This window comes from Arthrobacter sp. YD2, assembly GCF_030410475.1.
Classification (GTDB): domain Bacteria; phylum Actinomycetota; class Actinomycetes; order Actinomycetales; family Micrococcaceae; genus Arthrobacter_B; species Arthrobacter_B zhangbolii.
In genome coordinates, this window is sequence record NZ_JAUHHB010000004.1 from 108,829 (window position 1) to 134,667 (window position 25,839).

Sequence of the window (25,839 nt, forward strand, 5' to 3'; positions counted from 1 at the left end):
GACCTAGAGCTCCGCGGCAACCTTCCACGAGGAGTGGATAGCGCCGTGGATGTAGTTGACGGCGCCGGCGTCACCCACAACGTCGACGTCGATGCCCAGGTCCGCCGCCCGCAGCTCGTCCGCCAGTGGTGAGGCCGACGTCGTACCGTCTGCGTAGACCACCATGTCCGCGCGAGCGGTGAAGCTCTCTTCGCCCACGGTCCACTCCACGCTCTTGGGCGTGATGCGGGTGATGGAGGCATTGCGGTGGATCTTCACCCCGTGCTTCTCGGCATCCTTCACCGCGGTCCAGCGCCGGGGCATGGCCAGCGGCAGGCCGAGCTGCTGCTTTTCGTGCAGCAGCGTCACGCGGCGGCCGCGCTCGGCGAGGAATTCGGCCAGTTCCAGGCCCACCAGCGAACCGCCGATAACCACCACGTCCTTGCCCATGGGCAGCCAGAACCTGGTGAACTGGCGGACAAACTCGGGGCTCTTGGTGATGCCGGAGAGCCGGCCCAGCTTGCCCAGGGTGCTCAGTACCGCACCGGCTTCCTCGGCAGTGGCCGTTCCGAGCATCATGGCGCGCAGCGTGTCACCGGTCTGCACCACGGGCAGGTCACCGCCGGGGAAGTCCGGCTTGGGGCGGACGGCGCCGGTGGCAATGATGACGTGGTCCGGGTGCAGGGCCCGAATGGATTCCACCGTGGCAGGGGTGTTCAGCTTCACCGCAATGTTCAGCCGCCGGATTTCGGACTTGAACCAGCGCAGCAGCCGCTCGTTGTCCGGGGTGGTCATGGTGGAGAACCACATGGTCCCGCCCAGACGGTCCGACTTGTCCACCACGGTGACGCGGTGGCCGCGTTCGGTCAGCACGCGGGCGCTTTCCAGACCTGCGGGACCGGCACCAACAATGACCACGTGCTTGGTGGCGGAGGCGGGCTTCAGCGGCAGCAGCGCCTCGTTGCCCAGTGCAGGGTTGACGGCGCAGAACGGGGTGTCGTCAAAGAAGTTCTCGGCCACGCACAGGTAGCAGTTGATGCAGGGGCGGACCTGGTCAAACCTGCCGTCGCGGATCTTGTTCGGCAGTTCCGGATCGGCCAGCAGCTGGCGGCCCATGGCCGCGAAGTCGATCTGCCCGGCGGCCAGTGCCTTCTCGGACACCTCCGGCAGCATACGGCCGACGGCGATGACGGGAACGCTGACCTGCTTTTTGATCTCGGCTGCGTTCTCCAGGTAGGCGCCGACCTTGTTGGGCAGCGGGCCGTCGGTGAAGTTATCGAACGGGTTGCGGCCCCAGCCGGTGACGTGAATGGCATCGGCGCCGGCGGCTTCGAACAGCTTCGAGGCTTCCGTGGCTTCCTCGAGGGTGAGTCCGCCGTCCTGTCCGTATTCTTCACCGGCGACACGGACGAGGATGGCCAGGCGGTCGCCGACGCGCTCCTTGACGGCGCTGATGACCTCGCAGGCCAGCCGAGCCCGGTTTTCCAGCGAACCGCCGTACTGATCCGTGCGCTTGTTGTCGCGCTGGTTCAGGAACACCCCGAGGATGTACCCGTGGGCTGCGTGGATTTCGATGGCGTCGCAGCCGGCCTTGGCGATGCGCTCGGCGGCATCGGCCCAGGTGGTGACCAGCCAGGCGATGTCCTCGGCCGTCATCTCCTTGTAGGACGTCTGCTTGCCGGCGGTGGCGGCGCCCATCTTGCCGAGTTCTTCGCGGGTGCTGTCAGCCAGGGCGGACATGTCATAGCTGTAGTCCGGCTGGTTCGGGGCGAGCACGGGGCGGTCGTTGGCGGTGTCGACGCGGGCCACCTTGCCGTGGTGGGTGGACTGGATGCAGAGCTTGCTGCCGGCGGCGTGGACGGCATCGGTCAGCGCCTTGAGACCGGGGATGTACTTGTCATCGGAGAGGCCCGGCTCCTTCATGGAGGCCGCGCCGTACGGGAACGCGATGGCACAGGCGCCGGTGATGATCAGGCCGGCGCCGCCCTTGGCGCGGGCCACATAGTGGTCAATCTCCGGCTGTTCGATCTCACCGTGCTCCGAGACATTCATGTCCATCGCAGGGAGGACGATCCGGTTGTGCGTTTCCATGGGGCCGATACGGCCCGGAGACATCAGGTGGGGGAAGGTTTTAGTACTCACAGTGGTACTTTACCGCTGATGTTTACGGTGTAAACACACGATGTCGGGTGGGCCACGTACAGCCGTTTATGCCCCTCGGCGGGCGCCCGGGCGGGCGTTTTCCCTCTCCGCGGTTGAGTACGCTGGAAGGATGCGCAAGGAAACCCTCTGGGAAGCCAAAAAGAAGCAAAATCCGGGACATTCCGCCTGGTATATCCAGCGGTTCGAGCAGATGAGGGAGCAGGGTGCGGATCTGCACGGTGAGGCCCGGCTGATCGACGCCATGGTGCCGCGCGGGGCTCGGATTCTCGACGCCGGGGCCGGGCCCGGCCGGGTGGGCGGCGAGCTGGCGCGGCGCGGGCACGCCGTCGTCGGTGTGGATGTGGACCCGGAGCTGATCGACGCCGCCCGGAACGACCATCCCCAGGCCACCTGGCTGGTCGGGGACCTGACCGAACTGGACCTGCCCGCTGAGGGCATCCGCGAGCCGTTTGACCTGATTGTCTGCGCCGGCAACGTGATGACGTTTCTGGCCCCCGGCACCGCGCCTGAAGTGCTGGCCCGGATGCGTGCGCACCTCGCGCCGGAAGGGCGGGTGGTGATCGGCTTCGGCGCCGGGCGCGGTTACGACTTCGGACAGTTCTTCGCCGACGCCGAGGCAGCCGGGCTGGGCGTGGAACTGAAGCTGTCCACCTGGGACCTGCGCCCGCTGACCCCGGACGCCGGCTTCCTGGTGGCGGTACTCTCGGCCGCACGCGGCGGCGGGGAGTGAGACGTCCCGTCCTGCTGGACTCCGACGCCCCGTCGGCAGCGTGGCTGGACGCGTTAGCCGACCTGGCCCGCCGGACCGCGGCGGTGGAAGGATCTGTCGACGCCGCCCTGGGCCTGCTGGCACCGGCTGAGACGCTGGTGCCGCTGCCCGGCACCGGCACCACGATGCGGCTCTGGGAGCTGCTGGCCACCCTGGGTGCGGCAGACCTTACCGCGGCCCGGGTAGTAGAGCCCCACCTCGACGCCCTGGCCATTCTTGCCCAGGCCGGCCTGGACCATCCAGGAAGCGCAGGCTCCGCCGGGGCTTCCTGGGGTGTGTACGCCGCCGAAGGCTCCGGGCTCCGGCTGGATGCCCGGGCGGAAGGCGGCGGCTGGCGCCTGGCCGGCACCAAACCCTGGTGCTCCCTGGCAGCAGAGCTGGACCGTGCGGTGGTCACCGCCCATACCGGCCCCGGCACCCGCCGGGCCTTCGCCGTGGACCTCCGCCATGCCGGTGTCCGTCCCGGCCGGGGGACCTGGGCCAGCCGCGGGCTGACCGCCGTGGACAGCACCGCGGTGGAGTTCACCGACGTGCCGGCGGTGCCCGTGGGCGGGGATAACTGGTACCTCCAACGCAGCGGCTTCGCCTGGGGCGGTATCGGCGTTGCCGCGGTCTGGTTTGGCGGCGCCGTGGGGGTTGCCCGCCGGCTGGCCGCCGCAGCCCGAAACCGGGAACCGGACCAGATTGCCCTCATGCTGCTGGGCCAGACGGACACCGCCCTGCACGGGGCCCGCCGCGTCCTGGCCGCCGCGGCGGCTGACGTCGACGCCGGCCGTGCGGACGGGCCCGACGGCGCGCTGCTCGCCGGACAGGTGAGGGCGGTGGTGGCGGACGCCGCCGAGCAGGTCCTCCGGCTGGCCGGGCACGGGCTGGGTCCGGGGCCGCTGACCGGCGAGGAGGAGTATGCCCGGCGGGTGGCGGACCTGCAGGTCTATCTGCGCCAGCACCACGCCGAACGGGACTCGGCAGCCCTTGGCCGCGCCCTGCTCACCGCCGGGGGAGAGCCATGGTGAGCTTCACGCACCGGGACCCCACCCCCGGAGAGAACATCTGGCAGCCGGTGCTGGCCGGCCTGCCCGGGCTGGCGGACGTGCTGCCGGAGCCGCCGCGCCGGATGGTGGTCCTGGCCGCGCATCCGGATGATGAGTCCCTCGGCGCCGGCGGGCTGATCGCGACCCTCGCGGCCGCCGGCGCCGCCGTCGACGTGGTGGTGGCAACCGCCGGGGAAGCCTCCCACCCCGATTCCCCGACCCACACGCCGCAGACCCTGACCGTGCTGCGGGAAGCGGAGCTGCGCGCCGCCGTCGCGCGGCTCGCTCCGGATGCCAGGGTTCACCTGTTGGGGTTGCCGGACGGGCAGCTGGCCGCCCGATGCGCGGAGCTGGACACCTTCCTGGCCGGGCTGGTCGGCACCGACACGGACGGCCTCTGGCTAGCTGCCCCCTGGCGCCGGGACGGGCACACCGACCACGACGCCGCCGGAGCCGCTGCCGCCCGGCTGGCCGCCAAGGCCCGGGTACCGCTGCTGGAATACCCGATCTGGCTCTGGCACTGGGGCACCGCGGCGGACCTGCCGCAGGGCATGCACACGCTCGCCCTGCCCCGGGACGCCGCTGCAGCCAAGGCCGCGGCAATGGGGGAGCACCGCAGCCAGGTGGCTCCGCTTTCGGACCGGCCGGGGGACGAGGCGCTCCTGGCGCCGGAGGTCCTGGCGCACTTCGAGCGCCCCTTCGAAACCTTCATCGTGACCGTACCGCGGACCGGCAAGCAGGTTTTCGAGGACCTCTATGCCTCCTCGCCGGACCCCTGGAACTTCGGCGACAGCTTCTACGAACGGCGCAAACGGGAGCTGACCCTGGCCCTGCTGCCCCGGGAACGGTTCGGCCGCGTCTTTGAACCCGGCTGCTCCATCGGCGTGCTCACCGAAGAGCTGGCCCGGCGCGCGGACAGCGTCACCGCCATGGACATTTCCGCGCGCGCCCTGGAACTGGCCCGGCAGCGGATCGGGGCGGACCAGCGGATCCGGTTTAGCCAGGGCTCCATTCCCGAGGACTGGCCGGAGGGCAGCTTCGATCTGGTGGTCCTCTCCGAGATCGGCTATTTCCTCACCCGGGAGCAGCTGCGCGAAACGGTCCAGCGGGCGGCGGCCACCCTGGACCGGGACGGCGTGCTGCTGCTCTGCCACTGGCGGCATCCGATCCGGGACTGGCCGATGGACGCGGACGAGGTGCACGAGGTGTTCCGCGCCGGCAGCGGCCTGGAACTGCTGGCTGAACACTCTGAAGCCGACTTCCGCATCGACGTGCTGGTACATCCGCCGGCCCGGTCCGTGGCAGAACGCGAAGGGCTGCTGTGACCCGGCCGCACGTCGGCGTCGTCATTCCTGCCCGCAATGAGGAACAGCTGCTGCCCCGCTGCCTGGCTGCAGTGGCCGCCGCCGTGGCGGCACTAAAGGGCCGGGTTGTCCCCGCGGAGGTGAGCGTGGCCGTGGTGCTTGACTCCTGTACCGACGGCTCCGCCCGGGCGGCTGCGCAGGCGGGCCGGCGGCTGGGCCTGGACCTGCACCTGCTGCAGACGGATGCGGGGTCGGTGGGTGCGGCCCGTCATGTTGGCACCGCCGCCATGCTTGGGCTTGGTGCGCAGTGGATTGCCGTCACGGACGCGGACACTGTGGTGCCGGCCAGTTGGCTGGTCATTCAGCTGGGCTTCGCCGACGCCGGCTATGAGCTGGTCCTGGGCACCGTGGAGCCTGACGCCGCTGACCTCAGCGCGGAGCACCTGGCACGCTGGCATGCCGAACACCGGCTGACCGAAGGCCACCCCCACATCCACGGGGCGAACATGGCCTTCTCCGCACGTGCCTACACCGCCGCCGGCGGCTTCGAACCCCTGCACATCCACGAAGACGTCCAGCTGGTCTCACGGATCCGGGCCGCCGGGGCAGGCTGGACCGCCACCGACCGGATGCGGGCGGTCACCTCCGGTCGGCTGGACGGCAGGGCTCCGGGCGGTTTTTCCGGCTACCTGCGCCGGCTCGGGGCCTGAGCTTCACCCCGGCAGGAAAACGCCGACGGCGCCGCCCGGCGAAGAGGCGGGCGGCGCCGTCGGCGCGGTGGTCCTGGAAGCAGGCCTACTTGCCCGCCACCAGCTCCGGGTGGTGCAGCTTGGCCACCTGCGGGTGGGCACGCAGCCAGCCCTTAAGCACGTTGGCGCCGTAGGAGGCCAGCATGGGGTTGTCCGGATCATCAGAGATCCCGCGGGACTGACCGGCCAGCGCCGGCGGCAGCTGCACCGGGTCAATGACGGCGTCCAGCCGCGGGGACCAGAAGAACGGAATGGCGTACCGGTCCACGCCCGGTGCCGGTGCCAGCACCCGGTGGATGGTGGCCGAGAGGTAGCCCTGGGTGGCTACCTCCAGCATCTCGCCCAGGTTCACCACCAGGGCGCCGGGGATGGGTTCCACCGGGATCCAGGTGTCGGACTCGTGCGGCTTCACTTCCAGCCCGCCCACCGAATCCTGCAGCAGCAGCGTGACGAAACCGTAGTCGGCGTGCGAGCCAACTCCCTGCGTGCCCGCTTCCTTCACCACGCCGCCCACGTAGTGGATGAGCTTGGCCATCCAGGCCGGGGTGCCCTCAAACGGTTCGGTGAAGTGGTCCTCCGGCAGCTCCAGGGACACGGCGATGGCGGCGAGCAGCTCCGCACCCACCTCGGACATCCGCTCGGCCCAGGCCATGGACGTGCTGCGCAGCTCGGGCAGTACCTCGTCCGGGAACAGGTTCGGGCCCTGTACCAGCCAGTACGGCTGATCGGCCGGGTAGTCCGCGGCGGGCTCGCGTTCCGGTCCGAAGTCCACCTGTTCACGCGAATCCGGGCGGCCGCGGGTGATTTCGGTGCCGAGCCGGGTGTAGCCGCGGAAGTGCGGGGACTTGCGGTTGTCCAGGGCAAGCCGGTCCTCCAGGGGGAGGTCGAAGAACCGCTTGGTCACACTGAACAGGTCCTCCACCATCGCTTCGCCGGCACCGTAGCCAACGAGCTGGAAGAAGCCGATCCGGTGCGTCGCATCGCGCAGCTGGTCAATGAATTCGGGGTTGAAGGAGCCGTCGGCATTGCGGGCCGTGCTCAGGTCAAGAACAGGAATTGACTCGGGAATCGCACTCATTCCGGCAACGTATCACCGGGCCGAGTCAACTCTGAACCGAATGTTACGAAGTGCTATCCGCCACCCTCCCAACCCGCTGCGGATAACCGGAATTGGGTGTCCGGTCCGCTGATGCGATGAAATGGGAGCACGTCAACGGAAAGGCACGCCGTGCAGAACAGCACCGAGAACAGCACCCTCTACGGGATTCCCCTGACCCTTCTGGACGGCACCGAAACCACGTTCGGGGACCTGTTCCGCGGCAAGGCCGTGCTGGTGGTCAACGTGGCGTCGCGCTGCGGATACACGCAGCAGTACGAAGGGCTGCAGGCCCTCTACGAGACCTACCAGCACCGGAACTTCGCCGTCCTTGGTGTGCCCAGCAACCAGTTCGCCGGGCAGGAACCGGGCACGGCAGAGGACATCGCCGAGTTCTGCTCGCGCAACTACGGCGTGAGCTTCCCGCTCGCGGCCAAGACCGACGTCAACGGACCCGCCCGGCACCCGCTCTACGCCGAGCTGACGAAGTTCCGCGACGGGGACCTGGGTGAGGAGATCGGCTGGAACTTCGAGAAGTTCCTGGTTACCGATTCCGGTGAGGTGGTGGGCCGCTTCGCCTCCGCCGTCGCTCCCGGCGCCCCGGAAATCCAGGAGTCCGTGGAGGCCGTACTGCGCCTCGAGTAGGCAGGCTCAGAGAACGACGGCGTCGTCCGCAGCCTCGCCCGCGGCCATCGCCACCCAGCGCTCAAAGTAAAGCGCGCCGGCGTCGTCGTGGATCAGGGACCCGGCCGTGAGGACCGGATAGTCCGTCTCCGGCACGCCGTCCGCGGGCCGGACGTCCACGTGCGCCACCTCAAAGCCCAGCCTGGACAGCTCATCCGCCATGGCGTAGTCGGTGCGGGAATCGCCCACGGTGCGCCAGGTGCGCGGCACCTCTGTGCCCTCCGCTTCAAGCATCGCCAGGGCCCGGCGCGCACCAAGGTCCTTGCCCACCCCCACGGCTTCAATGTCGGTGGAGATGATGGTCGGGTCAATCCGGAAGGACACGTTCCCGGCGGCATCGGGAATGGTGCGGTCCAGCCGCTGCCCGCCCAGGCCCGCCAGCCCCAGCTGCTCCAGCGCGTCGGCGTCGAACAGGCCCTGCTCGGAGAGGTAGTCGGCATTGTCCACGTGTACGTGCTGTTCCACGGACAGCATGGCCAGCTTGGTCTCGTCGAAGAACATGGTGCGCGAGTACTTCTCATCCACCAGATTGCGGATTGTTTCGGCGTAATCGCCGGGGACCTTCAGATCCGGATCCACCTGCGGCTGGTCCGGGCCGGTTCCGTCGAAGGAGAACCAGACCGCGCCCTTCTCGCAGACGGCATGGACCCGGACGCCCTCCGGCAGCCCGGCAGCGATCATGGGCTGCATGACCTGCTGCCGGATGAAGTCATCGGAGCGTCCGGTGTTGAAGATGACGGGCCAGCCGGCCACGGCCAGCGAGACCAGGTCGCGGATGATGGCCGGGCGGACGGTCCGGGAGACAGGGCTGGCAACGGGGCCGTCGACGTCGAGCAGGAGACCAAGGCGGGAAGCGGATAAGTTCACCACTCCAGTATCGCGTCTTTGGCGGAGTCCAGAGTGCGGGCCGGCACGGCGGCGGAAGGTAAAAGAGTGCCAATCTGGCATTCTGACGGGCCCGCGCCCGAGCGTCGCTGTTTCTTTGGGTGCCGTTGTTCTTTACTCTGTACTAGTGATCTTCAAAGCTGTTGGCGACGTACGCCCCTACCCTGACCATGGATACGTAACACCGAAGGACTGGGCGGCTGTACCTCCCCGGCAGGTTCGGCTGGATGAGTTGGTAACTACGAAGGCCACGCTGGACCTTGGTGCACTGCTGGCCGAGGATTCCACCTTTTTCGGAGACCTGTTCCCGCACGTCGTCCAATGGAAGGGCACCATGTATCTCGAAGACGGACTGCACCGGGCCGTACGGACGGCCCTCCACCAGCGGACTATCCTGCACGCACGCGTGCTGGTCCTCGATGACTAACAAGCCTCCCGACGAAGCTCCCGACGGCACGCCCGTTGAGGATGATTCGAGGGAATGGCACGGTCACCGGATCATTACCGGCGGCGAACTGGACGAGGTGTTTGCGCCTTCCGATGAGCCGGAACTGATCCAGCGGTCAGCACGTCGGCGGCGGCTGCATACCGCGGTGCTGGGGTTCCTGGCTTTCCTGCTGCTGCTGGCGGTGGTGCTGGCGCAGGGACTGGTATCCGGCTGGGTGCGGCTGCCCGCTGCAGAGGCGCCCACTGCCCAGGCAGGCCCGGCGGACGAATGTCCGGCCGGGCCTTTTCCGTATCTGGACCCGGCCACGGTGAGCATCAATATCTACAACTCGACGGCGGCGCCGGGCCTGGCCGGCAGCGTGGCCACGGATCTGGGGGACCGGGGCTTCCAGATAGGCACCGTGGGCAACTCCAGCGTGAACCGGGCCGGGATGACGGCGCTGGTGCTGTCCGGGACCTCCGGCTTCGCCGCCGCCTACACAGTCCAGCAGCACATTCCCGGCACCCAGTATGTGCACGATGACCGGACTGACGCGTCCGTGGACGTGGTGATCGGCTCCGGGTATGAAAACCTGCAGCCGGCCGAACAGGCAGTGGCCGCCGGTCCCGGGCCGCTCAGCTGTCCCGGCGCGGATACCTCACCTGCCGCGGGGTAGCCGGGGCCCCGGCACCTGGCTGCGGTCCTAGCTGCAGCCGTCCGGGCCGCAGGCCGGACCGTCGGCGGAGCCGGAGGCGGGCGTGAGGTTAACCAGCGGGTGTGACTCCTGCCAGGCCTGCTCCAGCGCCGAGGAGAACAGGTCCGCGGGCTGGGCTCCGGAGATGCCGTACTTGTCATCCAGGACAAAGAACGGCACCCCGCTGATCCCCAGGGCGCGTGCCTGCGCGATGTCCGCGTTCACGGCGTCGGTGTATTCGTCGGAGGCAAGCATGGCCTGCACCCGCCCGGCGTCGAGTCCCAGACCGGCACCGATCTCCGCGAGGGTTTCCGCCGAACCGATGTCGCGGCCCTTCTCAAAGTGGGCCGAGAGCAGTGCTTCCTTGGCGGCGTCGGCGGCTGCGTTGCCGCCTTCGGCACGGGCAAGGTGGATCAGCCGGTGCGCGGAGAAGCTGTTCGCGACCACCAGGGAGTCATAGTCATAGGACAGGCCCTCGCCGGCGGCCTGAACGGTGACCTGTTCGAGCATGCCGGCAAGCTGTTCGGGATCAATGCCCTTGCGCTCGCTGAGGTACTGGACCTCGGTGCCGTCATAGTGCTCAGGCAGGGTGGGATCAAGCTGGAAGCTGTGCCACTGCACTTCCACCTCGTCCCGGTGCGGGAAGGTGGCCAGTGCGGCTTCGAAGCGGCGCTTGCCGATGTAGCACCACGGGCAGGCAATGTCGGACCAGATATCAATCTTCATACCCTCTGCAACGCGGAAAGGACCGGGTGCCATTCCCGCACGGCCTGAGCCTGCGCGGAAACGGTCCCGGTCCTTTCCTGTGCGGATACTGAAGCGGTATCCGCACCCGCCCCCCAGGGGCTACGCCGCGGCCAGTTCCTGCGCTTCGTGCAGGAAACGGGCGTAGGCGGGCACGGTGAGGAAGGTGGGGAAGTGTTCCCCGCAGGCTACTTCCTCAAAGAGCTCGCGGGCGTCGTTGAAACGGTCGCCCTCGAAACGCTGCAGGTTGTCGAACTCCTCATCCAGCAGTTCCTCCACCCAGTGGTGGGTAACAATCTCGCCCTCGTCGGTCACCGCGGAGGTGTGGATCCACTGCCAGATCTGCGAACGGGAGATTTCGGCGGTGGCCGCATCCTCCATCAGGTTGTTGATGGCCGCTGCGCCGTTGCCGCGCAGCCAGGACTCGATGTAACGGATGCCCACCTCGATGTTGCTGCGGATGCCGGCCTCCGTGATGACGCCGGGCGTGGAGGCAACGTCCAGCAGTGCCTTGTCATTGGGCACTACGTCCTCGCGTGTGCGCTCCAGCTGGTTGGGGCGGTCGCCGAGCACGCCGTCGAACACCTCCATGGCCACCGGCACCAGGTCCGGGTGAGCCACCCAGGAACCGTCGAAACCGTCGCCGGCCTCGCGGGTCTTGTCCGCGCGCACCTTCTCCATGGCGACGTCGTTGGCTGCGGCGTCCTTGCGGTTCGGGATGAAGGCGGCCATGCCGCCGATGGCGTGTGCCCCGCGGCGGTGGCAGGCACGAACCAGCTGCTCGGTGTAGGCACGCATGAACGGCGCGGTCATGGTCACCATGTTGCGGTCCGGCAGGACAAACCGGGGTCCGCGGGTGCGGAAGTTCTTGATCACCGAGAAGATGTAGTCCCAGCGGCCGGCGTTCAGGCCGGCGGCGTGGTCCCGCAGTTCGTAGAGGATTTCCTCCATCTCGAAGGCGGCGGTGATGGTTTCGATCAGTACCGTGGCGCGGATGGTGCCCTGCGGGATGCCCAGCAGGTCCTGGGCCAGGACAAAGATGTCATTCCACAGGCGGGCTTCGAGGTGGTTCTCGATCTTCGGCAGGTAGAAGTAGGGGCCGCGGCCCTGGCTGATCAGCCGCTGGGCGTTGTGGAAGAAGTACAGGCCGAAGTCCACAATGCCGCCGGCAATGGGGGTGTTGTCGATCAGCATGTGCTTTTCCGGCAGGTGCCAGCCGCGCGGGCGGACCACAATGGTGGGCAGGTCGGTGAGAGAGGCGCCCTGCACCCGGTATTCCTTGCCCTCCGGGGAGGTGAAGTCGATGCGGCGGTCCAGGGCATCGCGCAGGTTCAGCTGGCCGTTGACCACGTTGGACCAGGACGGGGTGGAGGAATCCTCCATGTCCGCCAGCCATACCTTGGCGCCGGAGTTCAGGGCGTTGATGGTCATCTTGCGGTCCACCGGGCCGGTGATTTCCACGCGGCGGTCCTCCAGGCCGGGTGCGGTGGGGGCCACGCGCCAGGACTCATCCTCGCGGATGTGCCGGGTTTCGGCCAGGAAGGCCGGATCCGCGCCGTTGGAGATCTGCTGGCGGCGGGCCTGGCGCTGCTGAAGGAGTTCCTGCCGGCGGGTGGCCGTGGCCCGGTGCAGCGCCTTGACGAAGTCCAATGCCTGCGGAGTCAGAATTTCCTCCTGCCGCCGCACTGCGGGAGCGGTGAGGGAAATGCCGTTCAGGGTAATGGGGTCATTCATGGCGTTCTCCTTGGGGTGATTCAAAGCTGTGGGGTGATCCGGCGGGGGCCGGCGGCCGGTGTGGCCGCCAGCCCCCGCCGGCTAAATAGCCGGGGTTAGTGGAACTGGCTGGACTCCGTGGAGCCGGCCAGGGCCAGGGTGCTGCCTTCGGGGTTCAGCGCGGTGGAGATGGCATCGAAGTAGCCGGTGCCGACCTCGCGCTGGTGCTTGGTGGCGGTGTAGCCGCGGGACTCGGAACCGAACTCCTTCTCCTGCAGTTCCACGTAGGCGCTCATGCCACTGCGTGCGTAGCCGTGGGCCAGATCGAACATGGAGTAGTTCAGGGCGTGGAAGCCGGCCAGGGTGATGAACTGGAACTTGAAGCCCATGGCACCGAGTTCGCGCTGGAACTTGGCGATGGTGTCGTCATCCAGGTGCTTCTTCCAGTTGAAGGACGGCGAGCAGTTGTAGGCCAGCATCTGGTCCGGGAACTCGGACCGGACGGCTTCGGCGAACTTGCGGGCCATTTCAAGGTCCGGGGTGCCGGTTTCCATCCAGATCAGGTCCGAATAGGGAGCGTAGGCCTTGGCCCGGGCGATGCAGGGCTCAATGCCGTTGCGGACCTTGTAGAAGCCTTCGGCCGTGCGCTCGCCGGTGATGAATTCCTGATCGCGCTCATCGACGTCGGAAGTGATCAGCGTGGCTGCCTCGGCGTCGGTGCGGGCGATCACCACGGTGGGGGTACCGGCGACGTCGGCCGCAAGGCGGGCGGCGTTAAGGGTGCGGATGTGCTGGCCGGTGGGGATCAGGACCTTGCCGCCGAGGTGGCCGCACTTCTTCTCCGAAGCGAGCTGGTCTTCCCAGTGCACACCCGAGGCGCCGGACTGGATCATGGACTTCATGAGCTCGTAGGCGTTCAGCGGGCCGCCGAAGCCGGCTTCGGCGTCAGCCACGATCGGCACCAGGTAGTCATCCACGCTCTGGATGCCTTCGGCGAACTCGATCTGGTCGGCACGCAGCAGCGCATTGTTGATGCGGCGGACCACGGTGGGCACGGAGTTGGCCGGGTACAGGGACTGGTCCGGGTAGGTGTGGCCGGAGTTGTTCGCATCGGCTGCCACCTGCCAGCCGGAGAGGTAGATGGCCTTCAGGCCGGCCTTGACCTGCTGCACTGCCTGGTTGCCGGTGAGGGCGCCCAGTGCGTTGGTGTAGCCTTCGTCGCCGGCGTTGCGGAGCTGATCCCAGAGCTTCTCGGCACCGCGGCGGGCCAGGGTGTGCTCTTCCTGGACGCGGCCGCGCAGCTTGACGACATCTTCGGCGGTGTAGTCGCGCTCAATGCCTTCCCAGCGGGGATCGGTGGCCCATTCCTGGGTGAGCTGTTCTGCCGTGGGGGCGGTGTTCTGGTCCTGGCTCATTACTAAATCTCCTCGAATTCATCTCACTCGTTCCGGTCCGCTTCAAACCGGAATTTCCTGCTGTGAACTAAGCCTGTGCCAACAACAACCCCTCTTCTAGGGTTTTTCTATGAAAAGAAATGCGTTTCTTCGCGTATTGTGAAAAACGTGACGAGTGCAACATGGAACCGGCCCAGTCCCGAGCCCCGCAAGCGCGGATCGGCCGCCGGAAAGCAGTCCGCAGGCGACTCCGACCGCACGCTGGATGTGATCAGCCTGGGCCGCCGGGTGCGGCATCTGCGCAAGGCCAAGGGGATGACCCTCGATGATCTGGGCGCCGCCGTCGGAACCGTCGCCTCCCAGCTGTCCCTGATCGAAAACGGGAAACGCGAACCCAAGCTCGGCATGATGCAGGCGCTGGCAGCCGCCCTGGACGTCAGCATCGATTCCCTGTTGGGCGCCGAGCCGCCCAGCCGGCGGGCGGCACTGGAAATTGAACTGGAGCGGGCGCAGCGCGGCCCCCTCTATGCCTCGCTCGGCCTGCCCAAGGTGCGGATCGGCTCCCGGCTGCCGTTGGACGTGCTGGAATCCTTGGTCGGGCTGCAGGCCGAGCTGGAGCGCCGGCTCAACGAACAGGTGGCCACTCCCGAGGAGGCCCGCCGGGCCAACGGCGAGCTGCGGGCCATGATGCGCGAGCGGAACAACTACTTTCCCGAATACGAGGCCGAGGCACAGAAGGTACTGGATTCGGTGGGGCACACCTCCGGCCCGCTGTCCCAGCACGTGATCGCGGACATCGCCGCGCACCTGGGGTTCAGCCTGCACCACGTGAATGACCTGCCGCACTCCACCCGCTCCGTGACGGACCTGAAGAACCGGCGCATCTACCTCACCCAGTCCCAGCGCTCGGACCACGATCCGCGCTCGGTGCTGCTGCAGGCACTGGGCCATTACGTGCTGCAGCACCAGACTCCCAGCAGCTATGGCGAATTCCTTAGCCAGCGGGTGGCCACCAACTACTTTGCCGCCGCGCTGCTGTTGCCGGAGAAAGCCACGGTGGAGTTCCTGCAGCGGGCCAAGGCCGCGAAGGAAATAGCCGTGGAGGACATCCGTGATGCTTTTGCCGTGTCCTATGAAACCGCGGCGCACCGCTTTACCAACCTCGCCACCGAGCATCTGGGCATCCCCACCCATTTCCAGAAGGTGCACGAGAGCGGGATTGTCTACAAGGCGTATGAGAACGACGGCGTGACCTTCCCTGCGGACCACACCGGCGCCATTGAGGGCCAGCCGATCTGCCGGTACTGGACCTCGCGGGAGGTCTTCTCCGTGCCGGACCAGTTCAGTGCGTTCAACCAGTACACCGACACCCCGGCCGGCACGTACTGGTGCACGGCCCGGGTGGAACGCGGCTCGGCGGGGAAGTTCTCCGTAAGCATCGGGCTGCCGTACCAGCATGTGAAGTGGTTCCGCGGCCGGGACACCACCGAACGGTCCAAGTCCCGTTGCCCGGATTCGGACTGCTGCCGCACGCCGCCAGGCGAGCTGTCCTCGGAATGGTCCGGCTTCGCCTGGCCCAGCGCCCGGGCGCACTCGCACCTGCTGGCGGCACTGCCGCCCGGCGCCTTCCCGGGAGTGGACGAGACCGAGGTGTATTCCTTCCTACAGTCCCATTCCGAGCAGTGACGCTGCCCCCGGCCACGGATTAGGGTAGGTGCCATGCCCGAGATGCCCGAAGTGCAGGGACTCGTTGATTTCCTGCGGACCAAGCTGCTGCCCGCCGACGCGCCCCCGGCCGTGGTCTCCGATGTGGAGGTGCTCTCCTTCTCCGTGCTGAAAACGGCCGGGGTTCCGGTGGAGGAACTGCGAGAACAGCCGGTGCAGGGTGTGGAGCGGCAGGGGAAATTCATCATCCTTTCCGCCGGCGGCGTGCACCTGGTGATGCACCTGGCCAAGGCGGGGTGGCTCCGCTGGTCTGATGCCCTCAAACCGGGACGGCTGCGGCCCGGCAAGGGGGCCATGGCGCTGCGGGTGCGGTTCGCCGCCGACGACGCCGGCAAGGAACCCGGATTCGATCTCACCGAGGCCGGCACCCGGAAATCCCTGGCGGTCTACCTGGTGCGGAATCTGGAGGAAGTGCCCGGCATTGCGCGGCTGGGACCGGAAGCGCTGGACGTTGGCTTTGATGACTTTGCCGCACTGCTCGCCGGCCACTCCGGACAGGTCAAGGGGCTGCTGCGGGACCAGTCGGTGATTGCCGGGATCGGCAACGCGTACAGCGACGAGATCCTGCACGCGGCACGCCTGTCACCGTTCGCCAATGCCGCGAAGCTGGACGCCGACGACGCCGGGCGGCTGTTCGTGGCCATGCGCACCACCCTGGAGGAAGCGATCGCCACGGCCTCCGGACGGCCGGCGTCGGCGCTGAAGGATTCCAAGCGTAAGGCGTTGCGGGTCCATGCCCGGACCGGCGAACCCTGTCCGGTGTGCGGGGATACGGTCCGCGAGGTGTCCTTCGCGGACTCCTCCCTGCAGTACTGCCCCACCTGCCAGACCGGCGGGAAGATCCTGGCGGACCGGCGGATGTCCAAGCTGCAGAAGTAGGCCCTCGCAGGCAAAGGCAAGGCACAAAACAAAAAACGGCGGGTCCCGGATTTCTCCGGGACCCGCCGCTTTTGCCTAGCCGGGGGCTACCTGCTGCACTCGGCTACGTACTGCACTTAGCTACCTGCTGCACTTCAGAGCGCCGTAGGCGGCCGTGTACTCGGCCTTCTCAGCCTTCCCCTTACCGAGGAACTTGTAGGAAGCCGTTACCTCGCCGGCGGTGACGGAGAGCTGGCGCGTCTTGATGACCGCGGTGCCGGTCTCGCCCGGCTCCAGCTTCATGACCTTGGCCTTGCCGTACGGGCTGTTGAGGTCAACGTCCGCGCGGCGGTCGCCGTTGTTCTGCACGGTCACAGTGATTTCGGCCTTGAAGGCGTTGCACTTGCTGACCGCGCTTACCGGGTTGACCACCTTGGCCGGAACGTTGATCGGCAGGACTTCCGCCCGGCCGCCGTCGCCGTTGGTGCCGCTGAGATCGCCGGTGGCGTTGTGCAGGTGCAGGAACAGTGCCTTGGCGTCGGTGGTGCCGGCGCTGCGGGTCACGTCCAGCTTGCCGCCGTCGACGTCGGCGAACAGGGCATCCGCGGTGGCGCCCTTGAACGTCAGTGCCGGGTTGGCGGCGTCGAAGGGAATGTACTCCGTGGCGTCAACCGGGACGCTGTTGCCCTGGTCATCCACGTTGTAGGGGCTCCACGTGGTGACACGGTACTGCAGCGGTGCGGACGCCGCATTGACGTCCAGGCCCAGCGCCAAGGCGGAAACCGGAAGGGTCACCGCGTTGGTGTCGAACGTGTTGCTGTCCGTGTCGCCGAGGACGCCGTTGGCACCCGTCTGGTCCACCAGTTCGGCACTGCCGTCCGGGTTCAGCCGGTAGGTGGAGATCAGGACCAGGTCCAGGTCATCGGCGCGGGTGGTGAAGGCGACGTAGTCCGGAACGGAGTCCCCGTTGGTGTCAATTTCCACGTCGATTTCATTCGAAGCACCCAGGATCGCCCAGTTGCCCCACGTGCTGACACCGAAGTTCACCACGGCATCCTGCGGGTCTTCACCGGCGGACTTGAGCGTCGGGATGTTGGAGGAAGCACCCACGGACTGCACATCCATGGCGTACATCGAATCCATCTTCACGGTCTCGAGGCGGGGGCTCTCGGCGCCCAGCACCAGAGGCGCCACCATGGAGAGGTAGCGTGAAGCGCCCTCGCCCTGGTTCAGGTCCCGTCCCTGCAAGGTGACGGTGCTGGTGAGGGTATCCGCGTCAGCGAAGGGGATCTCCGTGCCGGCGCTCATGTCCGAGGTCGGCTTGGGAGCCGAGTAGACCGGAACGCGCAGGGTGGGAGTTCCCTTGCCTTCCAGCTGTACGCGGCCGGAAACGTCGGAAAGGAACTGGCGTGACAGGCCGAGTTGCTCGAGGGCGGCAGCGGAGTCAGCCGTCTTGGTCAGTGCCGACGGATCGGAGATGCTCAGCGTGACATCCACGGTCGCCTTGCCATTGGCAGGCACGTTGACTGAGGGGGTGGTGCTGATGTCGACGCCGGGCATGGTCGTTGCGCCCAGGTAGCTCACGGTGTAGTTCTGCGGGCGGTCGGACTTGTTCTCCACGGTGACCTGTTTGGTGAGCACCAGAGCTTCCTTGCCCAGTTCCAGGACACCGAAGTTCACGCTGGTCAGTGCCTGGTCATCCGTGGCGTAGGCCAGCGTCTTGTTGTTCAGGGCGTCCAAAGTGTCCACCCGGCCGGAACCGACGCGGTTGGGGCCCTGTACGGCTCCGTCCGCGGTCAGCAGGTCATGGGTGGCGGTGTTCATGATGGCGGACTTGACCTCGTAGGCGTTCAGATCCGTGGCGGCGTAAACCAAGGCGGCAATGCCGGCCACATGCGGAGTGGCCATGGACGTGCCGCTCTTGACCGATGCACCGTCTCCGGAGCCGACTGCCACCGAACCGATGGAGGAACCGGGGGCAGCGACGTCGGGCTTCACAATGCCGTTGGAGCCATGGACTCCGCGGGAGGTGAACGGGCTGACGGTGTCGCCCTCGCCTGAAGGGGCACCTGCGGTGGCCATGTAGGACGGGGACAGCTTCAGTGTCAGGGTTCCGGCCACGGCGGCCGGCCGCAGGCGGTCCGAGGATTCGGCGTTGAGCTGGATGCCGGGGATGGTGGCGTTTCCGCCGATGCCGGACTCAAAAACCGAACGGGGGGAATCCAGCACAACGCCGGTGGCGCCGGCGTTCTGGGCGTTGTTGAAACGCACGGTTGAGCCGCAGGGGAAGGCACCGTTCTCTTCCCACTGGATCCAGACCCACTTGCCCGCCAGCGAACCTGCGGGGTACGGGTTGCAGCCGAAGGCATTGTTCGCGGGAGCCGCGACCACGTCGCCGGTGAGTTGTTCTTCGGTGACGGCCGGATCGGAGTAGTTGAAGTTGGCGGAGTACTGTCCGGCTACGGGGCCGGCGAGTTCCTCGGGCGCCAGGACATCGGCGCGGTCCAGGGTGACCTGGCTGCCGATGGTGCTGGCAACGGTCAGGGCCGAGCGTGCGTTGCCCGGTGAGCCGCCGATGTCGTACACGTCGCCGGCGTTGCCGGAAGCGACCACGGACAGGATGCCCTGCTGGGTCAGCTTGTCCACAATGTCGTTTTCGGGATCATCCACCGGGGAGTAATCGGAGCCCAGGGACATGTTGACCACCTGGGCGCGGTCCGAGAAGTCGCCGTCGCCGTTGGGGTCCAGGACGTAGTCCAGTGCCTGGCCGACCACCTCGGAGGAACCGGCGCAGCCGAAGACGCGGATGCTGACCAGCTGTGCCTTGGGAGCGGAGCCGGGGCCGATCCGCATGCCGTTGACCTGCTCGGCCGTGAGGGTCGAGTAGTCGCCGCGGTAGGTGGTGCCGTCGTCGTTGGTGCCGTAGCCCGCCGCTGTGCCCGCCACATGGCTGCCGTGCCCGCCGCAGTCGAGCGGGTTCAGGTCCGGGCGCGGAACAGGCTGGTACGTGGGGGAGGAGGGGTCGGCGTCGTAGTCGTCGCCCACCAGATCGTATCCGCCAATGAACTTGGCCGGATCCACCAGACCGGTGTCCGCGGCGGGAATGGTGGGGGAAGCCTGGGCGGCCGCGTAGGCCTCCAACGTTCCGGGCCCGCCGAAGTCGCTGTGGGTGTAGTCAATGCCGGTGTCCAGGACAGCGATGGTGATGCCTTCGCCGGTCTGCTTCCGTTCCACCCAGGAGTTCAGTGCGCGGGTGTCAATATCCGCGCCCTTGTTCCCGATGGTCTTCGGGACAATCTTGGTGATCCGGGCGACGTCGTCGCGGGAAGCGAGGGCACGGATGGCCTCGGCATCTCCGATAATCGCGGTTCCCGGAAGGGTGTTGGTGGTGGTGTAGAGGGTGCTGGCGTCGGCCTCGGCGGCTACGGAGTCAGCCTGGGAGGCGATGTTGCTGCGGATTTCTTCGACCAGCGGTTTGTTGACCACCGGATCGGCCTTGCCCTCCTTGACTTCCTCGGGCTGCGTCTGTTCAAAGGCGCCTTCGCCGGTGAACTGGACATAGACCGAAACCGTGCCGGAGGCGTCCCGCAAACTGGGGGCGACCTTCAGGGCTTCGAACTGCTCAACCGAGATTCCTCCGGTGAGCCCGTTGGCGTCAGTGGTGGTCTCGGTGGCCTGGGCCGGTAGGCCCAGGGCCGCGGTGAGTGCTACCCCGGCGAAGGCGGCAGTGAGCACCGCGCCGGGTTTGTGATGAATGGACAATCTCATTGCGCTCCTTGAACATTCCACCGAGCGCTACCGGGACGTCCAGGGACTGTTTCCGGCTGCTGACACACTGCGGCAGGTTTTCCGTTGTGCCCCCAACCCCCGTCGAGGAGTGTCAGCGTGCACGTGACGGCCCCCAAAAACCAAGCCGTAGGGACACAATAGAGGAGCATTCCAATGCTGCAAAGGTTCGCATTAATAGGCGTGAATTAGTTGCCCTAACCTTGTTTTTGGAGGGACTTGACTGTATTTTCTCCACCGCGCCGGAGGAATCCGCAGATTGTCGGGATTCGGACGCGGGCTGCGGCATTATGGTTTCGACCGTACGAAATACGAGCCGCATTATTGGAAGGCGACATCCTGCTATGAGCACTACCGCTGCGACCGATTACAAGAGTGCGACGATCACCGGAAAGTCCTTTGTCGTCACTTGGCTCCTCTCGCTTTTCCTTGGTGGTCTGGGCATTGACCGCTTTTATCTGGGCAAGATCGGCACCGGCGTCCTGAAACTCCTGACTGGTGGCGGCTTCGGTATCTGGGCGCTTGTTGACCTGATCATCACCCTGACGGGTAACCAGAAGGACAAGCAGGGCCGCCCGCTGGAGGGTTACAAGCAGAACAGGAAGACGGCGTGGATTGTTACCGCCATTGTCTGGGTTCTCAATGTGATCCTCTCGGTGGTGATGGTTTTCACCCTGACGACGGTTGTCGTCGCGGCTGTCGAGGAAAACGAGGCGGCAGCCGAAACCAACAACACGATGCCGGCCCCGACCTACTCCGCACCGGCCCAGGCCGCTCCCCCTGCTCCTGCCGCTCCTGCCGTCCCGAAGAGTGATGACAGGGCCCAGGCCCTGAGCAGTGCCCAGTTCTTCAGCGATGACATGCATATGAGCAAGGCCGCCATCTTCGACCAACTCGGCTCGGAATACGGCAAGTACACCCCGGAGGCTGCGCAGTACGCCGTCGACAACATCACCGCCGACTACAAGACCAATGCACTGGAATACGCGAAGATTCTCCAGGAAGAACTGTCCCTGCCCACCGAGGAACTGAGGGAACAGCTGGCGTCCACTTCCCAGTACGGCGCAAAGTTCACCCCCGAGGAAGCCGACTACGCCATTGAGAACCAGAAGTAGTCAGGGCCTGGAACAGGCTGCATACGCAAAAGGGACCTCCCCTGGCCGGGAGGTCCTTGCGTATTTTTGCGGAGGGTAATGACTCGGAACTACAGAGCGGGACCCTGCCCGGCCTTGCCCTGCCACAGGGCATCAAACGGCGCATTCGAGGAGACCCGGTTGCGGATACCTTCGGTCACGAAGGCCTTGGCGGTCTTTGCCGCTTCCAGCGGGGTGGCGCCCTTGCCCAGTTCGGCGGTAATGGCGGCAGCGAGGGTGCAGCCGGCGCCGCTGACAGCTACATCGCCCACCTTGGGCGCGCGCAGCACCTCCATGGTTTCACCGTCGTAGAACACGTCGACGGCGTCGTCGCCTTCCATCCGCACACCGCCCTTGGCCAGCACCACCGCGCCGCTGGCCTCGTGGATGCGCCGGGCCGCTTCCTTCAGGTCCTCAACGGTCTCGATGGAATCCATGCCGGAAAGGGACATGGATTCGAAGTGGTTGGGGGTCACGAAGGTTGCCAGCGGAAGGATCTGGGCCTTGAGTGCCTGGTCCGTGTCCAGGGCCGCGCCGGGTTCCTGGCCCTTGCAGATGAGAACCGGGTCCAGCACCAGGTTTTTCCAGTCCTGGGCCTGCAGTGCCTTGGCAACGACGTCGATGGTTGCCGGGGTGCCGAGCATGCCGATTTTGACGGTATCCAGGTCATAAGCCGTAGTAATGGCCTCGAGCTGGTTCGCGATGACCTGCGGATCCACCGGCACGAAGCGGTGGTTCCAGGAGTCCTTCGGGTCGAAGGACACAATGCAGGTCAGGGCCGTGATCCCGTAAACGCCCAGTTCCTGGAACGTCTTCAGATCGGCCTGGGCACCGGCACCGCCGGTGGCCTCGGAACCGGCAATGGTCAGCGTGACGGCCGGAGCTGTGGCCGCGGAAGAGTGTGTGTTTGCAGACATGGGTCCATCTTCCACCCAAAACGGGAGAAGCTGCCACCCGTCCGCTATGCGCTGACGGCACGCCGCCGGCGCGTGCCGTGACGGCACACCTGCCGCTGCCGCCGTCGTTCGGTTACGGATCCCGGCGGATGCCGCGCAGCAGCGAGACCACGTCCTCCACGATGTTCCGGACCACGGGAAGCCGGGACAGGATAACGAGTTTGGCGATCAGCGGGGCAAGGTTCGCAGCCAGCCGGTGGGAGCGCCGCTGCCCGGGGGAATGGTCATAGACCCAGAACAGGCTGATGCCCATGTGGACAAGCCAGAGGAGTTCAGGCAGGTCATCGCGGATGGCCAGCGGCGGCTGCGGCCGGGCGCTGGTAACCGCCTGGCGGAAAAGGGCAATGGACTTCCCGCGTCCGACGGCGGCGTCGGCCTGGCGGTTCGGTGCCATGGCATCGCGCAGGAAGTGTGCGCCGAAGGCGTGGTAAGGCTCAAGGGTGGTCAGCCAGGTGCCCAGGATGACCGCGAGGTTCTCGCCGAGGTTCTGTCCCTCGCGGATCAGCGGCAGGGCCAGGGACCGGTGCTCATCCTGCAGTGAGCGGTACAGCTCGTGGATGAGGTCATCCTTGGAGCGGAAATAGTAGTAGGCGTTGCCCACGGAGACGCCCGCCTCCAGTGCGATGGTGCGCATGGTGGTTTTTTCGTAGCCCTGGCGAGTGAACAGGTGCAGCGCGGTGTCTATGAGGAGCCGGCGCGTCTGTTCGCTCTTGACGGTGACGGCCAATGATGCTCCCTTATGCAGTATTTCCAGCGTTCAGTAGACCACAGTTTTGAACACGTTCAAAAAGCGGTACCGGATGGGGAAATATACGCCGGAGCGGACGGGCGGCCGGACATGGCAGAATGGATGCGGCCCTGCGGGGCTGCCCGGGGCAGCGGGCACAGTGCTAATACAGCCGGCGGACGCCAGGCGAACCACTACCGAAACGGAAATGCCATGACTGCACAGCCACGGGCAGCTGCAAAAACCCCTGCAATCTACGCCTCCCGCGGGAGCTCCCAGTATGACCTGATCCTCACGCTGATGTGCGTGGTGATTGTCATTTCCAACATCGGCGCCAGCAAGGGCGTGCACTTTGACCTGCCGGGCGGTTTGGAGATTGTCACCGACGGCGGGTTCTTCCTGTTCCCGCTGGCGTACATCCTCGGCGACGTGGTGTCCGAGGTGTACGGCTTTAAGGCTGCCCGCCGTGCGATCTTCACCGGATTCGGCATGGCGCTGCTCGCCGTCGTCAGTTTCGCGATCATCATTGCGCTGCCCGGTTTCGATGATGCCTACGGGCAGGAAAAGCAGGCCGCGCTGGAGGTGGCGCTGGGCCCGGTCTGGCAGATAGTGCTGGCCAGCCTGCTCGGGTTCCTTGCGGGCCAGCTGCTGAACTCGCTGGTGCTGGTGCGGATGAAGGAACGGTTCCGGGAAAAAGCCCTGGCCGGACGGCTGATGGCCTCCACCGGTGTGGGGGAGTTCGCGGACACCCTGATTTTCTGCGCCGTGGCGGCACCGGTGATCGGGATTACCGACGCCGCCGGGTTCCTGAACTACGTGATCTTCGGATTCCTTTACAAAACCCTGGTCGAGTTCCTGTTTGTGCCCGTCACCGCCGCCGTCATCAAGGTCATCAAGCGGCGTGAACCAACGTACGCCGCACCTGAGCTGGAGTCCGCGGCCGGGCGTTAGGCTCCGAATACGCTCTCCCGGGGCCTGCCCTGCCGGGGAGAAATCCGTCCCGTGATGTGCAAGGGTAGGGGAACGCACGCGTTTACCTTCACCGATACGGCGGGAGCAAAAGCATGAGCAACGGCATGAACACTGAAGAACCGGTTTCCAACCCCGGCGCCAAGGCAGCAGATGAAAACCTGGCAGGCACCCGGGATGAATTCAACGACGAGGTCACGAAGGCACTGATCGAGGAATCCCGCGAGGATTCCAGCCCCGGCGATACCGAGCGTGATTCCCAATCCGCCCTCGAAGAGGACGAAGACACCCTGGCAAAGCCGGACAATTCATAACCGCCGGATACCCCGGCTTTTTCGAATAATCCACAGGAGGACACAGTGCCCCAGGACAAAGATTTCGAACACAATGAGACCAAGGCTGAGGAACAGCTGCAGATAGTTGATCCGCCGGTTCCCGGACAGGACGAGGACGCAGAAAGCGGCCAGCAGCAGGCAGGCCACGCGGACGGTTCCCCGACGGGCGGCGCGGAGGATCCAGGCGCTGAACAGCAGAACCCGACGGGTGAGCCGGACCAGGACAACGAGCCGCTGCCCCGGGCCTGGAACTAGCCTGCCGGGTAAACCCCGGCGCCAGGTGCTGCAGCGGCAGGGAACCTACGTGCCGCTGTAGTACTTGCCCAGGACCTCGGCCTTGAAGTCGAAGAACGTCCCGTCCTCAATGGACAGCCGGGCATCGTCCACCAGCTTCACGGTGAAGCGCTCATTGTGGATGGAGATCAGCGTGTGGGAGACCATCTCGTTGGCCTTGAACAGGTGCTGGATGTACGCCCGGGTGTAGTGGGTGCAGGTGTAGCAGTCGCAGCCGTCCACCAGCGGACCGAAGTCCTTCTTGTACTTCGCGTTGGAGAGGTTCTTGCGCCCGTACGGGGTGTAGAACGCAGAGTTGCGGGCCACCCGGGTGGGGGAGACGCAGTCAAAGGTATCGGCGCCGTTCTCGATGGCGGTGAAGATGTCATCCGGTTCGGAAATGCCCAGCAGGTGGCGGGGCTTGTTCTCCGGCAGCTCCTCGGTGCACCAGCGGACAATCGTGCCGAGGTTTTCCTTCTCGAAGGCACCGCCCAGGCCGAAGCCGTCAAAGTCCATGGCACCCAGATCGCGGGCAGCCTTGCGCCGCAGATCCTCATACTGGGCGCCCTGCAGGACCCCGAACAGGGCCTGGTAGGGCTTGCCAACGCGTTCCTCGGTGAGCCGAGCGTGTTCGGCCAGGCACCGCAGCGCCCACAGCCGGGTCCGCTCCAGGGACATTTCCTGGTAGCCGCGCGAATTCATCAGCGTGGTCAGCTCATCAAAGGCGAACATGATGTCCGCACCGATTTTGTGCTGCACCTGCATCGAAATCTCGGGGCTGAACCGGTGCTTATCCCCGTTCAGGTGCGACTTGAACCAGACGCCGTCGTCGTCAATATGCGCGAGCCGTTCCTTGCCGGGCGCGACGTCGTCGTCCGCGCCGGTGGCATGCGTGGTGCCGTCGGCGTTCATATTGATGACCTTCTTGAACCCTGCGCCCAGGCTCATGACCTGGAAACCGCCCGAATCGGTGAATGTGGGTCCGGACCAGTTCATGAACTTCCCCAGGCCGCCGGCCTCGTCCAGGATGTCCGGGCCGGGCTGCAGGTACAGGTGGTAGGCGTTGGCCAGCACCGCCTGGGCCCCCAGATCCGCCACGGACTCCGGCAGGACGGCTTTCACCGTGGCTTTGGTGCCCACGGCAATAAACGCCGGCGTCTTGATCTCGCCATGCGGGGTGGAGATGGTGCCGGTCCGGCCCTGGAAGCCGCCTCCGTTCGCCTCTACGCGGGCATCTGCCGCTGCGGGAGCGGTTTCGCGCAGGCGCTTACCGAGGGTGAAGGAGAAGGCTGAGGAAGACACCCTTCCATTTTGCCCTACCCCCGGGGCGCCGAGTGCCGCAGCCCGGAGCTGGGAGGTTCACCACATTTATTCAGGCCTGCCATAAGGCGGCGATACGTTGGACGGCGGAAGTAAAACTCCACAGAGACCAGGGCCCGTCACGG

At 66.4% G+C, this 25,839-nt stretch carries 23 protein-coding genes; 13 read left to right on the top strand and 10 right to left on the bottom strand.

Annotation, left to right across the window (positions count from 1 at the left end; genetic code table 11):
* Window positions 1-3 precede the first annotated feature (3 nt).
* Window positions 4-2,121: an NAD(P)/FAD-dependent oxidoreductase gene (locus QWJ37_RS15285; protein ID WP_290245839.1), complete on the bottom strand. Its 2,118-nt coding sequence runs from the start codon at window positions 2,119-2,121 to the stop codon at window positions 4-6.
* 130 nt (window positions 2,122-2,251) lie between these two features.
* On the opposite strand from QWJ37_RS15285, the gene QWJ37_RS15290 reads away from it, so the two are divergent.
* Genes QWJ37_RS15290 through QWJ37_RS15305 form a run of 4 tightly spaced genes read left to right on the top strand, consistent with a single transcriptional unit; the run spans window position 2,252 to window position 5,956 of the window.
* Window positions 2,252-2,872, top strand: a complete 621-nt coding sequence (locus QWJ37_RS15290) for a class I SAM-dependent methyltransferase (protein ID WP_290245840.1) — start codon at window positions 2,252-2,254, stop codon at window positions 2,870-2,872.
* On the top strand, window positions 2,869-3,924 hold the full coding sequence (locus QWJ37_RS15295; RefSeq protein WP_290245841.1) for an acyl-CoA dehydrogenase: 1,056 nt from the start codon (window positions 2,869-2,871) through the stop codon (window positions 3,922-3,924). Before QWJ37_RS15290 ends, QWJ37_RS15295 begins: the two co-directional genes overlap by 4 nt.
* On the top strand, window positions 3,918-5,267 hold the full coding sequence (locus QWJ37_RS15300) for a bifunctional PIG-L family deacetylase/class I SAM-dependent methyltransferase (protein WP_227904870.1): 1,350 nt from the start codon (window positions 3,918-3,920) through the stop codon (window positions 5,265-5,267). Before QWJ37_RS15295 ends, QWJ37_RS15300 begins: the two co-directional genes overlap by 7 nt.
* Window positions 5,264-5,956: a glycosyltransferase gene (locus QWJ37_RS15305; RefSeq protein ID WP_290245842.1), complete on the top strand. Its 693-nt coding sequence runs from the start codon at window positions 5,264-5,266 to the stop codon at window positions 5,954-5,956. Before QWJ37_RS15300 ends, QWJ37_RS15305 begins: the two co-directional genes overlap by 4 nt.
* 85 nt (window positions 5,957-6,041) lie before the next feature.
* On the opposite strand, the gene QWJ37_RS15310 is transcribed toward QWJ37_RS15305, so the two are convergent.
* Entirely contained in the window at window positions 6,042-7,073 is a 1,032-nt protein-coding gene (locus QWJ37_RS15310; protein WP_227904872.1) for a 2-oxoglutarate and iron-dependent oxygenase domain-containing protein, read from the bottom strand.
* Between the two features lie 150 nt (window positions 7,074-7,223).
* Here QWJ37_RS15310 and QWJ37_RS15315 point away from each other — a divergent pair, with 150 nt between their 5' ends.
* Window positions 7,224-7,736, top strand: a complete 513-nt coding sequence (locus tag QWJ37_RS15315) for a glutathione peroxidase (protein ID WP_290245843.1) — start codon at window positions 7,224-7,226, stop codon at window positions 7,734-7,736.
* A 6-nt stretch (window positions 7,737-7,742) separates the two neighbouring features.
* Here QWJ37_RS15315 and QWJ37_RS15320 read toward each other — a convergent pair whose 3' ends face one another.
* A complete protein-coding gene (locus tag QWJ37_RS15320) occupies window positions 7,743-8,642 on the bottom strand; it encodes a hypothetical protein (protein ID WP_290245844.1) in 900 nt (299 codons plus the stop codon).
* A gap of 145 nt (window positions 8,643-8,787) precedes the next feature.
* On the opposite strand from QWJ37_RS15320, the gene QWJ37_RS15325 reads away from it, so the two are divergent.
* A complete protein-coding gene (locus tag QWJ37_RS15325) occupies window positions 8,788-9,087 on the top strand; it encodes a type II toxin-antitoxin system VapB family antitoxin (RefSeq protein WP_227904874.1) in 300 nt (99 codons plus the stop codon).
* On the top strand, window positions 9,080-9,763 hold the full coding sequence (locus QWJ37_RS15330; protein WP_227904875.1) for a LytR C-terminal domain-containing protein: 684 nt from the start codon (window positions 9,080-9,082) through the stop codon (window positions 9,761-9,763). The genes QWJ37_RS15325 and QWJ37_RS15330 overlap by 8 nt, the downstream gene beginning before the upstream one ends.
* A gap of 27 nt (window positions 9,764-9,790) precedes the next feature.
* On the opposite strand, the gene QWJ37_RS15335 is transcribed toward QWJ37_RS15330, so the two are convergent.
* The 3 genes from QWJ37_RS15335 to aceA form a co-directional block, all read right to left on the bottom strand.
* Window positions 9,791-10,507, bottom strand: coding sequence for a DsbA family oxidoreductase (locus tag QWJ37_RS15335; RefSeq protein WP_290245845.1), 717 nt, complete (start codon window positions 10,505-10,507; stop codon window positions 9,791-9,793).
* Between the two features lie 120 nt (window positions 10,508-10,627).
* A complete protein-coding gene (gene aceB, locus QWJ37_RS15340; protein WP_227929332.1) occupies window positions 10,628-12,259 on the bottom strand; it encodes a malate synthase A in 1,632 nt (543 codons plus the stop codon).
* 95 nt (window positions 12,260-12,354) lie between these two features.
* Window positions 12,355-13,653, bottom strand: a complete 1,299-nt coding sequence (gene aceA / locus QWJ37_RS15345) for an isocitrate lyase (RefSeq protein WP_227929333.1) — start codon at window positions 13,651-13,653, stop codon at window positions 12,355-12,357.
* Window positions 13,654-13,800: 147 nt separating this feature from the next.
* Here aceA and QWJ37_RS15350 point away from each other — a divergent pair, with 147 nt between their 5' ends.
* Both QWJ37_RS15350 and QWJ37_RS15355 read left to right on the top strand, forming a co-directional pair.
* Entirely contained in the window at window positions 13,801-15,318 is a 1,518-nt protein-coding gene (locus QWJ37_RS15350; protein ID WP_356882794.1) for a helix-turn-helix domain-containing protein, read from the top strand.
* A gap of 33 nt (window positions 15,319-15,351) precedes the next feature.
* A complete protein-coding gene (locus QWJ37_RS15355; protein ID WP_290245847.1) occupies window positions 15,352-16,236 on the top strand; it encodes a DNA-formamidopyrimidine glycosylase family protein in 885 nt (294 codons plus the stop codon).
* A gap of 120 nt (window positions 16,237-16,356) precedes the next feature.
* Here the strand turns inward: QWJ37_RS15355 and QWJ37_RS15360 are convergent, their stop codons facing one another.
* Window positions 16,357-19,983, bottom strand: a complete 3,627-nt coding sequence (locus QWJ37_RS15360) for a S8 family serine peptidase (RefSeq protein WP_290245848.1) — start codon at window positions 19,981-19,983, stop codon at window positions 16,357-16,359.
* Between the two features lie 362 nt (window positions 19,984-20,345).
* Between QWJ37_RS15360 and QWJ37_RS15365 the strand changes: the two genes are divergently transcribed.
* Complete coding sequence (locus QWJ37_RS15365) at window positions 20,346-21,116, top strand: Ltp family lipoprotein (protein WP_290245849.1); 771 nt, start codon at window positions 20,346-20,348, stop codon at window positions 21,114-21,116.
* Window positions 21,117-21,205: 89 nt separating this feature from the next.
* On the opposite strand, the gene thiD is transcribed toward QWJ37_RS15365, so the two are convergent.
* Together thiD and QWJ37_RS15375 are read right to left on the bottom strand one after the other, a co-directional pair.
* Window positions 21,206-22,051 carry a bifunctional hydroxymethylpyrimidine kinase/phosphomethylpyrimidine kinase gene (gene thiD, locus QWJ37_RS15370; protein ID WP_290245850.1) on the bottom strand — a complete coding sequence of 282 codons (846 nt, stop codon included), beginning with the start codon at window positions 22,049-22,051 and terminating at the stop codon, window positions 21,206-21,208.
* Between the two features lie 112 nt (window positions 22,052-22,163).
* Window positions 22,164-22,817 (bottom strand): TetR family transcriptional regulator, encoded by a 654-nt coding sequence (locus QWJ37_RS15375; protein ID WP_227904897.1) that lies wholly within the window; start codon window positions 22,815-22,817, stop codon window positions 22,164-22,166.
* Between the two features lie 213 nt (window positions 22,818-23,030).
* On the opposite strand from QWJ37_RS15375, the gene QWJ37_RS15380 reads away from it, so the two are divergent.
* The 3 genes from QWJ37_RS15380 to QWJ37_RS15390 all read left to right on the top strand — a co-directional run bounded on the left by QWJ37_RS15380 (window position 23,031) and on the right by QWJ37_RS15390 (window position 24,376).
* Complete coding sequence (locus QWJ37_RS15380; protein ID WP_290245851.1) at window positions 23,031-23,768, top strand: queuosine precursor transporter; 738 nt, start codon at window positions 23,031-23,033, stop codon at window positions 23,766-23,768.
* 113 nt (window positions 23,769-23,881) lie between these two features.
* Complete coding sequence (locus tag QWJ37_RS15385; protein ID WP_227904902.1) at window positions 23,882-24,100, top strand: hypothetical protein; 219 nt, start codon at window positions 23,882-23,884, stop codon at window positions 24,098-24,100.
* A 45-nt stretch (window positions 24,101-24,145) separates the two neighbouring features.
* Entirely contained in the window at window positions 24,146-24,376 is a 231-nt protein-coding gene (locus QWJ37_RS15390) for a hypothetical protein (protein WP_290245852.1), read from the top strand.
* A gap of 45 nt (window positions 24,377-24,421) precedes the next feature.
* Here QWJ37_RS15390 and tgt read toward each other — a convergent pair whose 3' ends face one another.
* Window positions 24,422-25,696 carry a tRNA guanosine(34) transglycosylase Tgt gene (gene tgt / locus QWJ37_RS15395; RefSeq protein ID WP_227904907.1) on the bottom strand — a complete coding sequence of 425 codons (1,275 nt, stop codon included), beginning with the start codon at window positions 25,694-25,696 and terminating at the stop codon, window positions 24,422-24,424.
* Between the last annotated feature and the right edge of the window lie 143 nt (window positions 25,697-25,839).